A 16,886-nucleotide genomic window follows, 5' to 3' on the forward strand; every position below is an offset into this window, starting at 1 on the left:
GTGCCGGAGGTCTTTTGATGAGAACGTTTTTTAATTCTTTATTTGCCAGCCCGGACGCCTTATTGCAGGTGATGAGCCACAGTGAAATTCAGGACGCCATTGAGGATGGCGAGCGGATCGTTGTTGACGCAGATGGTAACACGTCGGTGAATATCCACTGCCAGAAGGTGCAGGATGATTTCAAACGGCATGTCGATGCGTTAAAGAGGGCTTAGGGATGGGCACAGCGATTTTTATGGTTTTGATGGTCTGTGGTTACTGGTACAGCTCCCATGACCTCTCCACCCGTTTCAAATTCAAACGTAGCTTTGGCTGGGATGTCTATTTCCTTGTCGCCCTGTATGGCTGCGTGTTTGTTTTGCAGGGTATGCTGGCTACCGCCGTTTTATGGCTGGCGCTGTTGACAGGCTCACTCGTCACCAATGCATTGCCCGCTATTTTTGGCCCGGAATATCACCACTGGCATATGACGTTTATGAACTGGACCTTTTTAGGCATCCAGGCACCGGTAGTCATTATGCTGGCCTTCGCCGTCGTTTTTTGTTTGTGGCGTTCTAACTGGTCGCCAACCGCCCGCCTTGATACCAGCGGGCGCAGGGAGTTGTATAAGCATTTGTCCCGCGCCAACGGCGTTGAGGGGCTGGTTTATCAGTGTATGGAGAAAGGCGATCTCGCCTGGATAACCCTGACATCGCAGCGCATCTATATTGGCATGATCCACACCGCCACCTTCGACAGCGCGGATGCCAATAACATTGTGCTGATCCCGATGCTGAGCGGTTATCGTGACCGCGAAACCCTGGACCTGCACGTTGAGCACAACTACAGCGCATGGTACGACGCCCATGATATCGACGTGCGTGCGGCGGTAGATTTCCGCAAAGTCCTGCTTCTGTCGCAGGTGGAAAGCTTGTCGCTATTCCACCCGGCGCAGGTAATGGCGATGGGCATTCACAAAAGCACGGACACCCCGGCGCAGCACTTATAGCCAGTTGCGGCCTGGCGCGCTGGGTTCAGTACGTTCAGGCGGGCGCAGATCTATCTGACGTGAGGCAAGATGCCCGGCCCACAGCCCGGCAATCCACTTCACGCCCCGCGCGGTAAAGCGCGCCTGTGACCAGGTGCGCTGGTTTTCACCGACGCCATCGTGCACCGTAAAATAGCCCGCCTGGCTATACTGCTTCGCCGGCAGTAACGTCCCGCTGACGCGCTGCATGATATTGCGCTCCAGCAAAAACTGACGAAACTCGGGCTCTTTTGCCTTGAGCATTTTACAAAGCTGGCGGAAACCCAGCGACTCATCGACGTTGACGAACCAGTCAAAAAACTCAGCCTTTGGCAGTGTCAGCGCGAGCTGCGCTTCTGCCTGCTGACGCTTTTCATACTGTTCGGCCCAGGCGTGAGCCGCCGCCGCAGGGTTGGTGAAGTCCGGCAGATTCATGGTTTGCTCGCGCTCTTGCCATTTGTCCAGGATATCGGCGGTAAAACCGGGTGAGATACGCGCCACGGTCAACACGGAATCCCGCTTGTTAAGCAGGAACTCCTGACGCATCTCCCCTTCCCGTTCATAGAGCTGCATCTGTACCGGTTGCGACAAACGCTGCGTTGTCTCGAGGCTTTTGACCATGCGTTTGACTTCGTTGTGGGCTATCCCTGTCAGCTTTGCGATTTCACGGCTGCTCATCCTCGGCGACCGATCGTTCAAATTGAGAGTGTCCAAAGGAATCACCATAGCGTTCACCACTTATGCTAAAAAACAACCAACTTGCAGAATTAGTATACAATTACCTGGTTAAATATCCAGTATAATTTTAAAGGAAAAGGATAGTTTTTGGGGAAGGCGATAACGTCTGTCTGTGCAGGTTAGTTCTGCTGCCCTTGCGGGTCGCAGCAGCGGGATGGATTATGCGCCGTTTAGCTCACGCTGAGGATGCGCGGCCAGGCCGTCTTCGGGGAAGACGGCTTAAAAGAGGCGGCGCTCGCAGAGGTCAATTATCAATCCGGCGCGGATCAGCCCGGCCCTTCGCTGCCCGCCGCCAGCAGAGGGACCAGCACATCGCTGATGGGAACGGGAATACCGTGAAGGTGACCATAGCGCTGTATGACGCCGTTGCGAATATCCCACTCCATTGGCCGGTTAGCCTGACGGTCAGCAAGAATCGAGGTTCCTAAATCGGCTGGCGCGCGTTTAAAACCCGCCAGAATCTCCTGCGCGACCGCGTCGTCCAGCTCCGCCCCCTCGGCCCTGGCAACAGACAGGCATTCGCGCAAATACGCCAGCGTCAGTTCACTGATATCTTCGCGGGAGAACATTCCGGCGCGGCGATTGGCAAGGACCATCAAACCGGCCGCCGCATTTTGCAACAATTTACGCCAGGCGACAGAGGGGAAATCCGCCGACAGCTCAACCGCGCAGCGCGTCCCCTGCAAGGCCTCCACGACCCGTTTTGCCTGTGGGACATCCGGTAGCGTCAGTCGCGGGCTGGCACGCAGCCAGACGGAGGCATCCGCTTCACGCTGCGCCGGGAACCAGACCACTGAGGGCAGTACCGTTGCGCCATTGACCCAGGGCGCAAGCTGGTTTTTTTGTTCCACGCCGTTTTGCAGCGCACAGACCACCGTATTTTCATCACACAACGCGCTCAGCCAGCCTGCGCTGTCAGCGTTCTGGGTTGTTTTCACCGCCACAAAAACCAGATCGCAGGGATGATCGATCTTCGTCGGATCGGTCAATACCGGCCCCGGCACCACAATTTCACCCTCATCGTGACGCAACACTAACTTCGGATGCGCAGTACGTCCGCAAAGTCGCGGCGCGCGGCCAGCTTCATGCAACACGGCAGCAATGGTTGTGCCGATTGCACCGGGGCCAATTAGCGCGATGGACGGATTTTCTGACATCGTTGATTCTCCTGATTCACTTAGCCCATGATCAGTGTGCCGGTGACAATCACCACGCACGCCAGTAATTTTCTAAACGTCAACGCTTCGCCGAAAAACAGGTAACCGAGCACCGCCACAAACAGCACGCTGGTTTCACGCAGCGCGGAAACGGCGCCCATCGGTGAGGCGGCCATGGCGAAAATAATGATGCCGTAAGCCAGCAGTGATACCAGCCCGCCTGCCGCCGCACTCAGCAAGCCTGGCTGCCAGCGAAGCAAACTTTTGCTATCACGCAGGATGATATAAAGCACCGGCATCAGCAGCCCCCAGAGCATGCTCATCCACACGGTATAAGAGAGCGCATTGCCGGAAAGCCGTACCCCCATACCATCAGCCACGCTGTAGGCGGCGATAAAAACCCCGGTCGCCAGGGCCTGTTTCACCCCCGGCATTGCCAGCCGACGCTGTCTGAATGCCAGCATCAGGATCCCGGACGAAACGAGTACGATGCCGCAAAGAGTATGAAAGGCGATTTTTTCACCGGCGAACAGCGCCGCCGCGCAGGTGATCAGCAGCGGCGAAGAGCCTCGTGCAACCGGGTAGGTTTGGCTTAGCTCGCCACTCTGATAACTGCGTACCAGACACCAGTTATAGCCCACATGCAGCAGCGCGGACAGCAGCGCATATGTCCAGCTTGCGCGAGCGGGTAGCGGCAGAAACAGGGCAGCGGCTGCGCTTGCCAGCGCAATGGCAACGCACATGATGGTCATCGACCATAGCCTGTCTGCGCCCCCGTGTAAGAGCGCGTTCCAGGTGGCATGCAGCAAGGCTGCAAATAGCGTCAGCGAAATCATCGTTACAGGCATGCATTGATGCTAAACAGCCCTGACCACGATGAACAGTGAAGTGTTGTCATCCCGCCATGAATAAATACTCATACTTTAACGATACCGCCGCTGCGCCTGCAGTGACTCATCCAGTAACCAGTGGCGGAATTTCACAACATGCGACTGGGTTTCAATCCCCTGCGGGCAGACAAAGTAATAGGCGGCCGGTGAAGGAAACCGGATATCAAAAAGCCGTGTCAGCGTCCCCTCGGCAATCTCTTTTTCCACATGTCCGCTGCGCGCCAGCGCAATACCCTGCCCGAGAAGCGCGGCTTCAATCGTCATATTGGTATCCGCGAAGCGCACGCTCTCATGCAGGACGTTGATATTGACGCCAGTTTGCTCAAACCAGGCGTCCCATTTTGGCACCAGGTCAGCGCCGTCACGCGTGAGCAGCGGGTAGCGCAGCAGTTCGGCGGGTTCAGCCGGCGTACCAAAACGCTGCAAAAGTGACGGGCTGGCGACCGGAAAAATCTGCTCGCGAAACAAAAACTCGGTAAAGAGCCCAGGATAGTTACCGTGACCAAAGCGAATGGCCACATCGGACTCGCTCCCCGCAAAATTGATGGCTTTATCCGAACTGTCCAGCGACACCAGAATCTCCGGATGTAACCGCGCCAGGGCGGGCAGGCGCGGCAACAGCCATTTCAGCGCAAACGAATAGGTGGTGTTGACACGCAATCTTACCCGACCATTTTGTTCACGCAGATCGGCAAGGGTCGTATCCAGTTTGCTGAAAAATTCGCGCACCAGCGGCGCGAGCGCTGCACCGGCAGGCGTCAGGCTCAGGGTTTTACCGCGCTGAAAAAGTTGCAACCCCCAGAGTTCCTCAAGGTTTTTTAGCTGATGGCTGACGGCGCTTTGGGTAATGAAAAGTTCTTCGGCGGCAGAGGTAAAGGTGGCATGGCGCGTGGCGACCTCAAACGCGCGCAAGGTGGCAGTGGGTGGAAGATTACGCATGCTTTTCGCCCTGTTAATGAGTAATGGCTCATATGACCATAGCGGCGCATCTCTGTGCCAGAGAAATAACAGGCCCGCAACCCAGCGCGCCGGTAAGCAGGGTGCCCGGCAACGAACTGGCATCGAAGACGCGTGCCGGGCAAAATGATGATGCGGCGATGATTTACACGGACGATGCAGCAGAAGCCTGGCTATAGTCGCTCTTTAACAGCGCATAGAGATACTCATCACCCCACGCGCCTTTAAAGAAAATATTCTGCTGGTAATGTGCTTCGCGGCGGAAGCCGAGTTTTTCCAGCAGGTTCACAGCCGCTGTGTTGCGGGTATCAACAACCGCGGTGAGCCGGTGCTTTGCAAAATCATTAAACAGCATCGCGATGAGAGCCCCCATTGCCTCCCTGGCAAAACCTTGCTTCTGATATGCCACATCAAAGGTCATACCCAGTTCAGCCTGTCTTCCCTCATCAAAGAAATGAATGCCGATATCGCCGATAAGCGCCCCCACGTCCAGCCGCTCAACGGCCAGTTGATACCAGGTCCCCTCGCTGTTGAACGCCAGCGAACACTGCTGCGCATATAATGTCTGCGCATCATGCTCAGTGTAATGAACCCAGCTTTGAAACCGGGCGACCTCGGGCAGGCTGCGGTAGCGCGCAAGCTGCGGCAAATCAGCGGGTGTCAGTTTGCGCAATAATAATCGCGGGGTGAGTAGCGGCAACGCCTGTGTCATGGATCCTCTCTTATCGTTAATCATCCGGGCGATGGGCCGCATCGATATGTTGCAAGCCCCGCAAACGAAAATCTGCGAGGCGGTACGCTCTGTGTTTATCGTTCCTGCGCTTGGGCGCCACGGTCTACAGAGGCGATCGCTTCAAGCCCAACACGTTGGCCGAATGACAGTTCTAACGTATTGCCGTCCGGGTCGGCAAAAAACACATAGTAACCGACGGGGTCACCCAGGTTTTCCGGCGCTTTTCTTAATACGCCTTCCGCGATGGCCATCTCGGTTTTGCGGTCAATCTCTTCGCGGGTTGCACAGGCAACGCCAAGGTGACCAAAATGGCCCAGCGGCGTATCCGTTACGGTGTCCGCCTGAACCAGCACCAGCGCAAACGGGCGGGTATGATCGCTTAACCACGCGACTTTGCGCGCATCCGGAATGCCGGGTTCGCGCTGATGTACGACCTCCATGCCTGCATAGCGGCGATAGAACGCAATACTTTTCTCCAGGTCCCTGACCATAAAAGCAACATGGGTGAATCCAACATCAATATCTTTCATATCCAGAATAACTCCCTCTTGGTCCGTGGCAGCCATCATAAAAGCTCAAGTTAACTTGAGGTCAACAGCAGGCTACCCGCACCCGATCCCTAATATTTGTAGTATCACAATCTGAAGAGAGCGGGCCTGTACGCTTTCTGACAGAGACTTTTGCTGTTAAAGCTTTTTCGCCAATGCTTCTGGATGGGGCGCTATTTCGGCAAGTAACCAGCGCTCGAAATCCTCTAATGCGGCGCTATTCGCTCCCGTTTCGCTCGGTTTGACTAAACAGAAGCGTTTGCTGAGGGTTGCGGATTCGGGCCAGGGTGAAACCAGCAGGCCACGCTTCAACTCATTTTCGACATACATCCTCGGCACCAGCGCCACGCCCTGCCTTGCCATCACGGCGGCTATTGCCATTTCGTGCAGATCGTAGCGAACCCCCTGCCCTGGGTTATCCAGGTGTATCCCCTTTTCCCGGGCATACAGATGCCACGCCTCGGGATTTTGCCGTCGGTGAATGCGCGGCAGTGCGTTTAACTGTTCAAAAATATCCTGTTGCGATAACAGCGAAGGGTGACACACAGGAACCAGTGTTTCCTGAAACAGAAACTGCGTGCGCATACCGGCCCACGCGGGATGTTCAAAATGAACCACGGCGTCAAAGCCGCTTCCGGTGAGAATAAACGGGTCGGTGATGGCGGCAATATTTAAGGTTATGTCCGGGTACAACAACGTGAAGCTATTCAGACGGGGGATCAGCCATCGGCTGGAAAAGGTCGGCAGGACGGCAATATCCAGACTCTTGCCCCCCTCGGGTAACCCCATGATGTACTGGGTGTCTCTTTCAAGCCGCTCCAGCGTTTCGTGAACATGCCGGGCATAACGTGCTCCGGCAGGGTTAAGCTTTACGCGGCTTCCTGTCCGGTCAAACAGTTTGCAGTTGAGCAGCGATTCAAGGCGCGCTATCTGGCGGCTGATGGCCCCTTCCGTCAGTGAGAGCTCCTCGGCGGCCCTGGCAAAATTGCCGTGTCGTGCGGCGGCATCAAAGGCCTGCAGGGAAGTGCTACTGGGTATTTTTCTGCGCATAAAAAGAGCTCTCTTTCGCAACTGACCATGCCGTTTAGTGAGTAAATATCACTGACAGGTGAAATATTATCGATTTCCAGACCACAAAACACCCTATAGCATGAGTAAAAATCATTAAGCAGAGTGAGTGGTTGTCTGCGGTTACTCATGCGGAGGCAGGACAATGTTGTATTTCGTGGAGTGCTCATATACCGATCCAAAGAGCAGGCAAGAGTGGAATGAATTTTATCCTCAGGAGAGATACCGATGAACGCGCCCTTCTTCCCAACATGCCAGATTGGCGATTTTCAGGTAACGGCGCTGAGTGATGGCGATATGTCTGTCAGCCTGGATTTATTGTCAGGCATTGCAGCAGCGGATGCCGCAGCCATTCAGCGCCAGGCCGGAATGACTGAGCCCGGCAATATCCATATCAACGGCTATCTTATTCGCGGCCGGGGGCGAACCATGCTGGTTGATGCCGGTACAGGCGGGTTGAACAACGCGGGGGGCCAGCTCAAAGCCAGGCTTGCGGCTAGCGGCGTCAATCATAACGATGTGGACAGCGTATTACTGACACACTGCCATCCGGACCACATTGGCGGCCTGCTTGATGCCGAAGGACGGCCTGTATTTGAACATGCGAAACTCTTTTTGCATCCTCTCGAAGCGAGTCACTGGCGCGATGATGGCAAATTAAAAAAGGCGAGTGCACACAGCCAGCGTAATTTCCGTCTGGCCAGACAAACGCTGGATGCCTATGCAGAGAATGTGCGTTTTTTTAGCGCAGACAACATCATAAAGGGCATTACCCCGGTCTGGTTACCGGGTCATACGCCGGGGCATTGCGGGTTTCGCATTGACGCGCATGAAAGAAGCCTGCTGATATGGGGCGACATTGTCCATTATCCGCATATTCAGACGGCACAGCCCGCCGTGACGATTTTGTTTGATGCCGACCCCGCACAGGCCGAAGACACGCGCAAAAGAATCCTCGCACAAGCCGTGCGTGAAAATCTGCTTATTGCGGGCATGCATCTGGGACCGAGGGGGTTTGCGAACATTGTCAGAAATTATACTGGCTACGCTATTGCGTGGCCCGACGAGCTGAGATGAATTCCGGCTGTGTGTTCAGACGCACCGGTTAAGTGCCCGGCGTTTTCCGGGCCTCTCGTTGTGTGTTAAGCCGTGCCCTCTTCGCTCAAGAGGGCACCGTTTTTTTGGGCTGGTAATCAGAACGATTCCCAGTCAGAACCGTTCGCTGTTGACGCTGCGGGTCGCAGGCTAACCTTAGCGCGCGCTGCCGCTGGGGCGTATTTCGGCTTAGCCGTTTCTGAATTCAGTTTGAACACGGAAACCAGTTGCGCCAGTTGTTCGGCCTGTTGTTCCAGTGATAATGACGCCGCAGACGACTCCTGAACTAGCGCCGCATTCTGCTGGGTTGTGGAATCGAGCTCCGTTACCGCTTTACCAATCTGATCGATACCCCTGCTCTGCTCTTCCGAGGCGCTGGAGATTTCGTTCATGATCCCACTCACATTGGTGACCGAGGAGACAATCTGCTCCATGGTGGTACCGGCTTTGTTCGCCATTTCTGAGCCGGTCGTCACGCGTTGTACCGACTCTTTTATCAATCCTTCGATCTCTTTGGCAGCCTGGGCGCTACGTTGGGCAAGGCTTCTTACTTCACCCGCCACCACCGCGAAACCGCGCCCTTGCTCACCGGCGCGCGCCGCCTCAACGGCTGCGTTAAGCGCAAGAATGTTGGTCTGGAACGAAATACCATTTATTACACTGATAATGTCGGTAATTTTGTTGGAGCTTTCGGTAATGGTTTCCATGGTGCTGACCACGTCCCAGACAATTTTGCCACCGGAACGCGCATGCTCTGCCGCCACGCCTGCAAGCTGGCTGGCCTCACGCGCATTGTCTGCGTTGCGCTTAACCGTTGAGGTCAACTCTTCCATACTCGCCGCCGTTTCGACTACCGCGGCTGACTGCTCTTCGGTGCGGGAGGCAAGGTCAGTGTTGCCTGCGGAGATGTCCGACGAGTCGTTCGCCACGTGAATGACCGACTCTTTAATTTGGGTGATCATGTCACGAAGCTTGTCGTTCATGACGCCCATTGCCATTGTCAGGCGGCCCAGTTCATCGGTTGACTGCGGCTCAATGATCGCGGTCAGGTCGCCTTCGGCAATGCGTTCCGCCAGCGTCAGGTTGTGTTTAATCTGGCGGGTCATCTGGCGGGTAAGCAGCCAGGCAACCAGTAACCCTGTCAGCACTGCGCACACGGCGACGATGCCCATAATGATCATCACACGTTGAATAATATCGATATTTTTCTGAGTCTGACCAGTTACCAAATCATTGGTAATAGTATTAATTTTTTCTGCAACGCCGGTGAGCGCTGTCGCGGCACTCTGCGACTCTTTCTGGGCATTAGCATAAGCGGCAACATTATCCTGCATTCCGCTCAGGAATGCCTGAGCCATCTCTTTATCTTCGGCTGTAAAAGTGACATTTTCGGAATGGAGAATCTTCATCGCCTCATCGTATTGAGCCTTAAAGATATCCATCCCCAATTTTCCGGCAGATGACTGAATTTCATAAGCGGCCGCCCAGGTGTTATTGAGGTGATTGAGCAACGCGACTTTATCTTTTGAAATGGTTTCCTGCTGCTCAAGGCGGGTACTGAATTTATTGAGCAGGGTTTTGAGAGCAGGAGAGGTTAAATTCTGCGATTTTTCGACCGTCACCTGTTCGAGTTTAACGAACGTATCACGGTGGGTGGCATAGTCAGGAATAGTACTGCGCAATTCATCAAACAAAACACGGGCATCGCTGTCCCAGGTAAAGTCGAGACCCGTAATCGCTTTTTGATCCATCTTATCAATGGCGACTCTATTCGCCTGCAGTGATTTTTCATCATGGTTTAATTGATAAGTCAAACGGTTACGTCGCGCCGTATTGAGCTCGGTGCTGATTTCACTGATTAATTTACCTTTTAAAGCATGCTCACGGATACTCGCGGACTGTTGAATGCTGATAAGTGAGGACAGAACAATAATAACGATTAAAACTGCAAACCCGCCAAAAAGTTTGGCAGCCACAGGCAGATTTTTTATTGACGGTAACAGCTTTGACATAGACGTATCCTCAGTGTTCTTTTTTAATATTTAAAAAATAGTTTCATTTTTACTTCTTATTCGATTGCGGTTTTTCATTTCTTTTTGAGGAGTCACAAAAAGTGGGCTATCACGTTACTTATCGTCAATTACGCAATTTAATTTAATAAAAAAATCAAAAAAAGATCTGCGGAAAATATATCCTAAGAAAATTAAGATTGTTGCATAAATAATGTGAACGGCCCAGCATATTACGGTGTTCTTACCGTGATAATCATAAGCCTGCAAAGTTATTTATGACCAACTGCTACGCTGTGGAATTAAAAGATATAATATATTTCGCTAACGATGTATATTGCGAGGATGACTGTTCGGCATGTTATTAATTATCATTACTCAGGCTTTTTGCTGATCACTATCGAAAATGTTTATCGTGCCAGTCATGCACGAGAAGCGTCTGAGATTGTAGCCATATTTAAAACCACATACTGTCTCAGCTATTTCCAGCGCTGGTTTTAATCCTCAGCCATTTTCTTTATTCACGCTGCACTGACTGCTCTCCATCCGGCTGACGAACCGCCCCGGCTTTGCGGTGCGGTTCAGCCAAACGTGGAAAAAATCACATAAAGCGCTCTGCCCCGCCGGACGCTTCAATTGTCTGGCCGGTAACAAACTGATTTCTGTCTGAAAGCAGGAAAGCCGTAATTGCCGCAATATCCTCAGGAAGCCCAAAGCGCCCCACCGGGGTTTTCTCTTTACCCAACAGTGCCATCACCTCGTCGTCCGTTTTTTCAGCCAGTTCAGGGCGACGATGGCGGACATTCGGCAGCATATTCTGCGCCCAGTTATCAGTCGCGACAGCGCCCACACCAATAGCATTGACCAGGATACCATCCGGCGCCACGCTCAACGCTAAGCTCCGGGTCAGATTGTTAATTGCCGCACTCAGGGCATGTGAGACGGTAAGTTGTGGGTTTGGATAGATGCCGCCGATAGAAGAAATATTAACAATGCGCCCCCAGTTTCGCTTCTGCATGCCGGGAATAACCGCCTTACAAAAGCGCCGCATGGCAGAGAATTTGGTCTCCGTCATTAATTGCCAGTCCTCTTCTGACGTGGTGAGTAGAGTACCCGCATGCGCTCTTCCGGCATTATTGACCAGTAAATCAATTCCCTGAAAAACCGTTTCTGCGTGCTCAACCACCCGTGCCGGGAGGTGGGGATCGGTCACATCCCCGGCAACAGGCAGCGCCGAAACGCCATATTTATCGGCAATCTTCTTCGCGGCCAGGATCAGATCAGACTCTTGTCTGGATACCATGACTAAATGCGCCCCGTTTGCCGCCAGTTCTTCACAAATGCTAAAACCAATGCCGGTTCGGGCTCCGGTGACCAGCGCCACTTTTCCTGTCAGTTTTAAATCCATGTCTTGTTCCTCATAGTAAACACAATGACCAGATGAAGAATATGAGTAACAAATAATGCATTCAGGGGCTTGCGGAGCAGAATTCAGACGTCTGAAAAAAACGCGCAAAGCGTTAAGCATCACCCCTTCTTATACTGCGGCAACATTTTATTCCGGGTGAGGAGCGGTCAATGCAGACCCACAACCACGCGCTTTCTTCTGCCAGGATCCTGATGCTGGCTATTATTTGCTGTATCGTGGTGGCGAATATTTATTTTAATCAATCCGTTCTGAATTTGATTGCGGGCGCCTTTCCCAATGAACGGAATGCGGTTTCTTTGATCCCCATGGCGACCCAGTTAGGTTATGCGGCGGGGTTATTCTTTCTCATCCCATTAGGCGATTATATTGAACGTCAGCGGCTGATCCTGCGCCAGGCCCAGGTGCTTTTCCTGGCGCTGCTCGGCATGATGTTATCCCCAACGGCGACCGTGCTGGTGTTTTTCTCTTTTATTACGGGCATGTCCGCAACCGTGGCCCAACAAATCGTGCCGCTGGCCGCCTCTCTCGCCGGGCCGTCATCCCGGGGTAAAACCGTGGGTACCGTGATGAGCGGCGTTCTCGCCGGTATCCTTGCCGGGCGGGCGATTGGCGGTCTCATCGGTCAATATTTCGACTGGCGGGGTGTCTTTTTGTTCGGCGCGCTCATGACGCTACTGGCCGTCGTTTTTATCGTGCGCATTTTGCCTTCGCAGTCGCTGCCTGCGCCAACATTTAACTATCTGGCGGTATTGCGTTCACTCGGGCAACTGTGGAAAAGCGAACCGCAGGTGCGCAAGGCAACGCTGACACAAGCCATGCTGTTTGCCTCCTTCAGCGTGCTGTGGACCGTACTCCCATTCTGGTTAGCCCATCGCTACGATTACGGCGCGGGGGTAACCGGAACACTGGCGGCGCTGGGGTTAATCGGCATTCTGTGTGCCCCTCTGGCGGGGAGTTTCAGCGATCGTCAGGGCCCCTTCCGGATGGTGATGTTGGGCGTCATTCTCATGCTGCTGGCCTGGATTGTTTTTTGGGGCTGGAACAGTATGGCGGGGATGGTGGTGGGCATTCTGTTGCTGGATGCGGGCGAACAATGTGTACTGATAGCGAACCAGCACACCATTTACGCGTTGCGCCCGGATGCCAGAAACCGTCTGAACACCCTCTTTATGTGCGTTATGTTTATTGGTGGCGCCTGTGGTTCCCTGACAGCTACCGGGTTATGGCAGGCAACGCAAAGCTGGACGCTGATTTCTGCGGCGGGGGCCGCTCTCGTACTCAGCGGGATGCTCATTGCCGTGAGACGTAAAGATTAGCGCCCTATTCGGGCACACAGGGCCAGCGCATTACTTACCTCTGTTGCCCGGTGTGAACCATCGACATCGTTTAAGGCATTCTGAATTAACTGCTTAGCCGCCCCGTTTTCCCCGGCTTCGGCCTGAACGGTTGCCAGTGAACAGGCAATACGCAGAGCCCAGCCGTGGGCCCGCTGCTGACGCGCTTTATCCAACGCTTGTGTCAGCAATAAACGTCGCTCCTGGGCTGGTGATTGCGTGGCGCAAAGACGCATCAGTTCTGGCGCGCACCAGTTGTCTGGCCCCTCGCTGGCGGCTTTCTGCGCCAGCGCGCCATCAATTTCTGACAATAAAGGGGAGTATTGCCAGTCTAATCCCGTCGCCCGCAGCGAACTGAACAGTGTGGTTTGACTGACATCGCTATGACGGAACTGTTGGGACCAGACAAGAAACAGCTCGCCGTAGGTTTTCCAGAAATACAAATCATGCTTTTCTGCCAGTTGAACAAGCCAGTTCGCGGCCCTGACCACCCAACGTGGACGGCGTTCCAGCGCCGCTGTCATACAGGCGCCCTCGGCGAGCGCACAGCAGAGAGAACAGGCATGCTGCAAACGGGCGGCTTTTTTAACGCCGCGCAACGCCATCTGTTTTGCGGCCTTATACTCACCCTGAACCCAGAGTAAGCGAGACAGAAAAGCCATGCCGGCGGTCTCCTGATCGAGACCAAAACGAAAGGAGTGGCTCATACTTTCCTGCGCGTACCAGGCCAAAGATTGCAGCAGATAATCGCGGCCTTCGCTATGCTGACCTAAAAAATGCAGGGAGACACCGAGAATACGCAGCCCGGCGGCATGGGCTTCTGCATCATTGATGGATCGCGCCAGTTCGCACATTGACTGCGCATGTTCACGCGCTTTACCAGGAGCGCCCGTGCGCAGGCAATACAGCCATAACCCATAGTGCGCCTGTAAACGTATCTCTTTATCGTCGAGCTTTTCCGCCAGCGTCAGTGCGGTTTGCCAGGCCAAATGGGTTTCAGATGTCGGGCCTTTTGCCCAGGTCGATGCCTTACCTGCTGCGGCGCACAGATGCATTCTCTGATGTAACGTTAATACGACCCGCGCGTTATTTTCATAGAGCAGAGGGTAAATATGACGCTGACACTCATCATAGAGTGAGTATTCAATCCAGAACGGCGTCATCGCCTGTAAGATCGCAAGCCCTGTTGAGGGATCGCGCCCCTCAGTTAATGTTTGCTGTAAAACGCGTCGCAAATCATTAAGGATGGGGCGATAACGCTCCCGCCACTGCTCCGTTGGTAAGCTAAGCCAGTCCCTCTGCGCCTGTTCCACCAGCACGCTATTGTAATGGGCAAAATCGGCTGCAAGCGCAACATATTCATCCGCATCCCGGAGCTTCGCGCAGGCGAACTGGCGCATGGTTTCCAGCAGGCGAAAATGCGTAACAGGCGCCTGGCTACTGACCTGAATCAGCGACAGAGACAACAAGCGCTGCAAATCGTCAATAATCTGCCAGCTATGGTTGTCTTTTGTTCGCAGAAAATCACTGACGGATTGCACGCTAAACGTGTCGGTAAAGATGCCCAGCATTCTGAATAATCGCTGCTCACGCGCGTTGAGTAACTGATAAGTCCACTCCAGCGTCGTCACTATTTTCTGATGTCTGGGCTCCAGCGAACGGTGGGTATTGCTCAATAATGGGAAGCGGTCCTCAAGCCGATGATAAATCTCACTCACACTCATAAAGGGCAGACGGGAGGCCGCAAGTTCAATAGCCAGGGGTAAGCCATCAAGATGACGGCATAATTCACCAATCAACACCAGTTCACGTGCTGAGGGTTGGAAATCATGCGCACTGGCCCGGACACGCTCAATAAAGAGACGGACGCTGGCAAAAGAGATTAACGTGGCGTTCTCGGCACCCTCTTCGTGCGGGACTTGCAACGGCGGGAGTAAATATTGTTGTTCACCAGCAACCTGTAGCGCCACCTGGCTAGTCAATAACAGTTTGATCCGGGGAGCCAGTCTCAGAAGCCGCGTTATCAGCGGTTCCAGTTTGCTCGTCACGTGCTCACAGTTATCAATAAGCAGCAAACACTGACGTCGCGCGAGCTGTTGGCGTAAATCGGCATCCTGTTCAAGACCGGCTAAGGGAAGATGTAACGCCTGAGAAATAACGGAAAGCACGCTGGATGCGTCGGTAACATGGGCCAGTTCCGCCACACAGACGCCATCGGGAAATTGCGGGTGCAACTGGTTAACCACTTCCCACGCCAGACGCGTCTTACCCACGCCGCCAGGACCGGTTACCGTCACCAGAGGGTGCTGATTTAGCAGGGCACAGAGTTCCTGCACCGCCTGGTCGCGCCCTAAAATCGAGCTCAGAAAGGGGGTAACAGGCGGAACCGGTATTTCCGGGTCGGGAGATGCCTGCAACGGTACGTTCTTGATGTTAAAGCGGTAGCCACTGCCAAATTCAGTAACAAGGAGATGCCGGTCTCGCCCCAACAGGCGGCGAAGCGCTGAAATTTGCGCCTGAAGATTGTTCTCTTCGACGATTTCATTTCCCCACACCTGGGTCATGAGAGACGCTTTACTGACCGCTTTACCGTCGGCCCTTATCAGAACCACCAGAACATCAAATGCTCTGGCCGAAATTTTTACCGGCTTACCCCGGTGCAACAGAATCCTTAGCTGGGGCCAGAGTTGCCATTCAGCAAAGTGAATCTCATCGGTTGTTATCATAGTCTTGAGATCTTCTGTTTTTCACCATCACACACTGTTACCGCAAGGAGGCCAGGCGATACAGAGACCCGGTATAGCCTGACCTGAACCGTTGATAAGTATAGAGTCATGCCCCTGTGGCGCATAGCCCTGCGATGTATTCATTAACTCGTAAGAGGAGTCATTATCAGAGGTTTGTCAGCACAATTTTACCCTGAATCCCGCCCATCGCAGCACGCTGATGGGCAGCGCAGGCCTGGGCTAACGGATAGGTACTGTCAATAACCACCCGGACAAGGCCATTTTCCAGAAGACGGACTGCTTCATTTAATTGCGCGCCGCTGGAGCGTACCTGGGTGGAAGAGACCGTAATCTCTTTTTGCGCGGCCTCGTCCCTTGCGGAAAAACCCAAAGGGTTAACCAGAAAAAGAGCCCCGCCTGGCTTTATACAACGCAGAAAGCGTTCCATATGCGCCCCGCCCACCGCATCGAGAACCAGATCAACATTGTTGACCACCTCCTCGGCTGCCGTTGTGGTGTAGTCGATAAATTCGTCGGCCCCCAGCTCACGCAACAGCGCCTCATGGCGCGAAGAGGCCACAGCGATAACTTTCGCCCCTTTCCAGCGGGCGATTTGCACGGCAAGGTGCCCCACGCCGCCGCCAGCGCCATTGACCAGCACCGTCCGGCCTTTTAATGGCACGGCTTTATGAGGAAAAGGCTGGAAGGGATTAACCGCATCATGCCCTGTGTCGACAAGAAACTGCCAGGCGGTAAGCAGCGACATTGGCGCGGCGGCGGCCTCCACATGCCCAATCCCCTGGGGTTTGAGTGCCAGTTCGGATGCAGGCACACTGACATATTCTGCATAGGCGCCGCTGCCCGTCATCACCTTTTCAGGAAAACGCACCATCGAATAGACGTCATCTCCGGGGCGAAACGCAGTCACATTTTTACCGACGGCGGCAACGATGCCTGATACGTCAGTACCCAAAATAAGGGGAAAAACGGGATCGGGGCGCCATTCCGGTGGCAGTGTGCGAAAGCCATCGCGCAGATACCAGTCCGGCGGGTTAAGGCTGGCCGCCTGCATATGCACCAGGACATCGTCGTTGCCCACATGTGGTCTGGGTGCATCTTCATAAAGCAGGTTTTCTGGCCCGCCAAACGCATGGAGTTGTACTGCTTTCATCATCTCAGTCATCATCATCTCGCTC

General features: G+C 54.0%; 16 protein-coding genes. 5 read left to right on the plus strand and 11 right to left on the minus strand.

Annotated elements, in window-relative coordinates; all coding sequences use genetic code 11:
* The first annotated feature begins 17 nt into the window (after positions 1–17).
* On the plus strand, positions 18–215 hold the full coding sequence (locus tag MRY16398_RS16410; protein ID WP_125124813.1) for a hypothetical protein: 198 nt from the start codon (positions 18–20) through the stop codon (positions 213–215).
* 2 nt (positions 216–217) lie between these two features.
* Positions 218–988: a hypothetical protein gene (locus MRY16398_RS16415; protein ID WP_039079302.1), complete on the plus strand. Its 771-nt coding sequence runs from the start codon at positions 218–220 to the stop codon at positions 986–988.
* On the opposite strand, the gene MRY16398_RS16420 is transcribed toward MRY16398_RS16415, so the two are convergent.
* The 4 genes from MRY16398_RS16420 to gcvA all read right to left on the minus strand — a co-directional run bounded on the left by MRY16398_RS16420 (position 983) and on the right by gcvA (position 4,730).
* Entirely contained in the window at positions 983–1,732 is a 750-nt protein-coding gene (locus tag MRY16398_RS16420; protein WP_039079303.1) for a phage antirepressor KilAC domain-containing protein, read from the minus strand. The two genes, MRY16398_RS16415 and MRY16398_RS16420, sit on opposite strands and share 6 nt — an antisense overlap.
* A 278-nt stretch (positions 1,733–2,010) precedes the next feature.
* Positions 2,011–2,901, minus strand: coding sequence for an oxidoreductase (locus MRY16398_RS16425; RefSeq protein ID WP_079496604.1), 891 nt, complete (start codon positions 2,899–2,901; stop codon positions 2,011–2,013).
* Positions 2,902–2,921: 20 nt separating this feature from the next.
* Complete coding sequence (locus MRY16398_RS16430) at positions 2,922–3,749, minus strand: DMT family transporter (protein ID WP_071194878.1); 828 nt, start codon at positions 3,747–3,749, stop codon at positions 2,922–2,924.
* 75 nt (positions 3,750–3,824) lie between these two features.
* Entirely contained in the window at positions 3,825–4,730 is a 906-nt protein-coding gene (gcvA, locus tag MRY16398_RS16435; protein WP_107223292.1) for a transcriptional regulator GcvA, read from the minus strand.
* Positions 4,731–4,753: 23 nt separating this feature from the next.
* Here gcvA and MRY16398_RS30640 point away from each other — a divergent pair, with 23 nt between their 5' ends.
* A complete protein-coding gene (locus MRY16398_RS30640; RefSeq protein WP_158276522.1) occupies positions 4,754–4,927 on the plus strand; it encodes a hypothetical protein in 174 nt (57 codons plus the stop codon).
* Here the strand turns inward: MRY16398_RS30640 and MRY16398_RS16440 are convergent.
* From MRY16398_RS16440 to MRY16398_RS16450, 3 genes are all read right to left on the minus strand, one after another.
* Positions 4,894–5,460, minus strand: a complete 567-nt coding sequence (locus MRY16398_RS16440) for a GNAT family N-acetyltransferase (RefSeq protein WP_071194876.1) — start codon at positions 5,458–5,460, stop codon at positions 4,894–4,896. The two genes, MRY16398_RS30640 and MRY16398_RS16440, sit on opposite strands and share 34 nt — an antisense overlap.
* 95 nt (positions 5,461–5,555) lie before the next feature.
* Positions 5,556–6,011 (minus strand): VOC family protein, encoded by a 456-nt coding sequence (locus tag MRY16398_RS16445; protein WP_103245931.1) that lies wholly within the window; start codon positions 6,009–6,011, stop codon positions 5,556–5,558.
* A 156-nt stretch (positions 6,012–6,167) separates the two neighbouring features.
* Entirely contained in the window at positions 6,168–7,079 is a 912-nt protein-coding gene (locus MRY16398_RS16450) for a LysR substrate-binding domain-containing protein (protein ID WP_125124814.1), read from the minus strand.
* Positions 7,080–7,325: 246 nt separating this feature from the next.
* Here MRY16398_RS16450 and MRY16398_RS16455 point away from each other — a divergent pair, with 246 nt between their 5' ends.
* Entirely contained in the window at positions 7,326–8,174 is an 849-nt protein-coding gene (locus MRY16398_RS16455) for an MBL fold metallo-hydrolase (RefSeq protein ID WP_125124815.1), read from the plus strand.
* 116 nt (positions 8,175–8,290) lie between these two features.
* Here the strand turns inward: MRY16398_RS16455 and MRY16398_RS16460 are convergent, their stop codons facing one another.
* Both MRY16398_RS16460 and MRY16398_RS16465 read right to left on the minus strand, forming a co-directional pair.
* Positions 8,291–10,204, minus strand: coding sequence for a methyl-accepting chemotaxis protein (locus MRY16398_RS16460; protein WP_125124816.1), 1,914 nt, complete (start codon positions 10,202–10,204; stop codon positions 8,291–8,293).
* Positions 10,205–10,802: 598 nt separating this feature from the next.
* Positions 10,803–11,609 (minus strand): SDR family NAD(P)-dependent oxidoreductase, encoded by an 807-nt coding sequence (locus MRY16398_RS16465; protein ID WP_125124817.1) that lies wholly within the window; start codon positions 11,607–11,609, stop codon positions 10,803–10,805.
* 170 nt (positions 11,610–11,779) lie between these two features.
* Between MRY16398_RS16465 and MRY16398_RS16470 the strand changes: the two genes are divergently transcribed.
* Positions 11,780–12,946 carry an MFS transporter gene (locus MRY16398_RS16470; protein ID WP_064572408.1) on the plus strand — a complete coding sequence of 389 codons (1,167 nt, stop codon included), beginning with the start codon at positions 11,780–11,782 and terminating at the stop codon, positions 12,944–12,946.
* Here the strand turns inward: MRY16398_RS16470 and MRY16398_RS16475 are convergent.
* Positions 12,943–15,690 carry a winged helix-turn-helix domain-containing protein gene (locus tag MRY16398_RS16475; protein WP_125124818.1) on the minus strand — a complete coding sequence of 916 codons (2,748 nt, stop codon included), beginning with the start codon at positions 15,688–15,690 and terminating at the stop codon, positions 12,943–12,945. The genes MRY16398_RS16470 and MRY16398_RS16475 overlap by 4 nt on opposite strands.
* A 166-nt stretch (positions 15,691–15,856) precedes the next feature.
* Positions 15,857–16,873: an NADP-dependent oxidoreductase gene (locus tag MRY16398_RS16480; RefSeq protein ID WP_172600707.1), complete on the minus strand. Its 1,017-nt coding sequence runs from the start codon at positions 16,871–16,873 to the stop codon at positions 15,857–15,859.
* Positions 16,874–16,886: the final 13 nt, after the last annotated feature.

The sequence above is a fragment of the Phytobacter sp. MRY16-398 genome (assembly GCF_003925915.1).
Classification (GTDB): domain Bacteria; phylum Pseudomonadota; class Gammaproteobacteria; order Enterobacterales; family Enterobacteriaceae; genus Phytobacter; species Phytobacter diazotrophicus.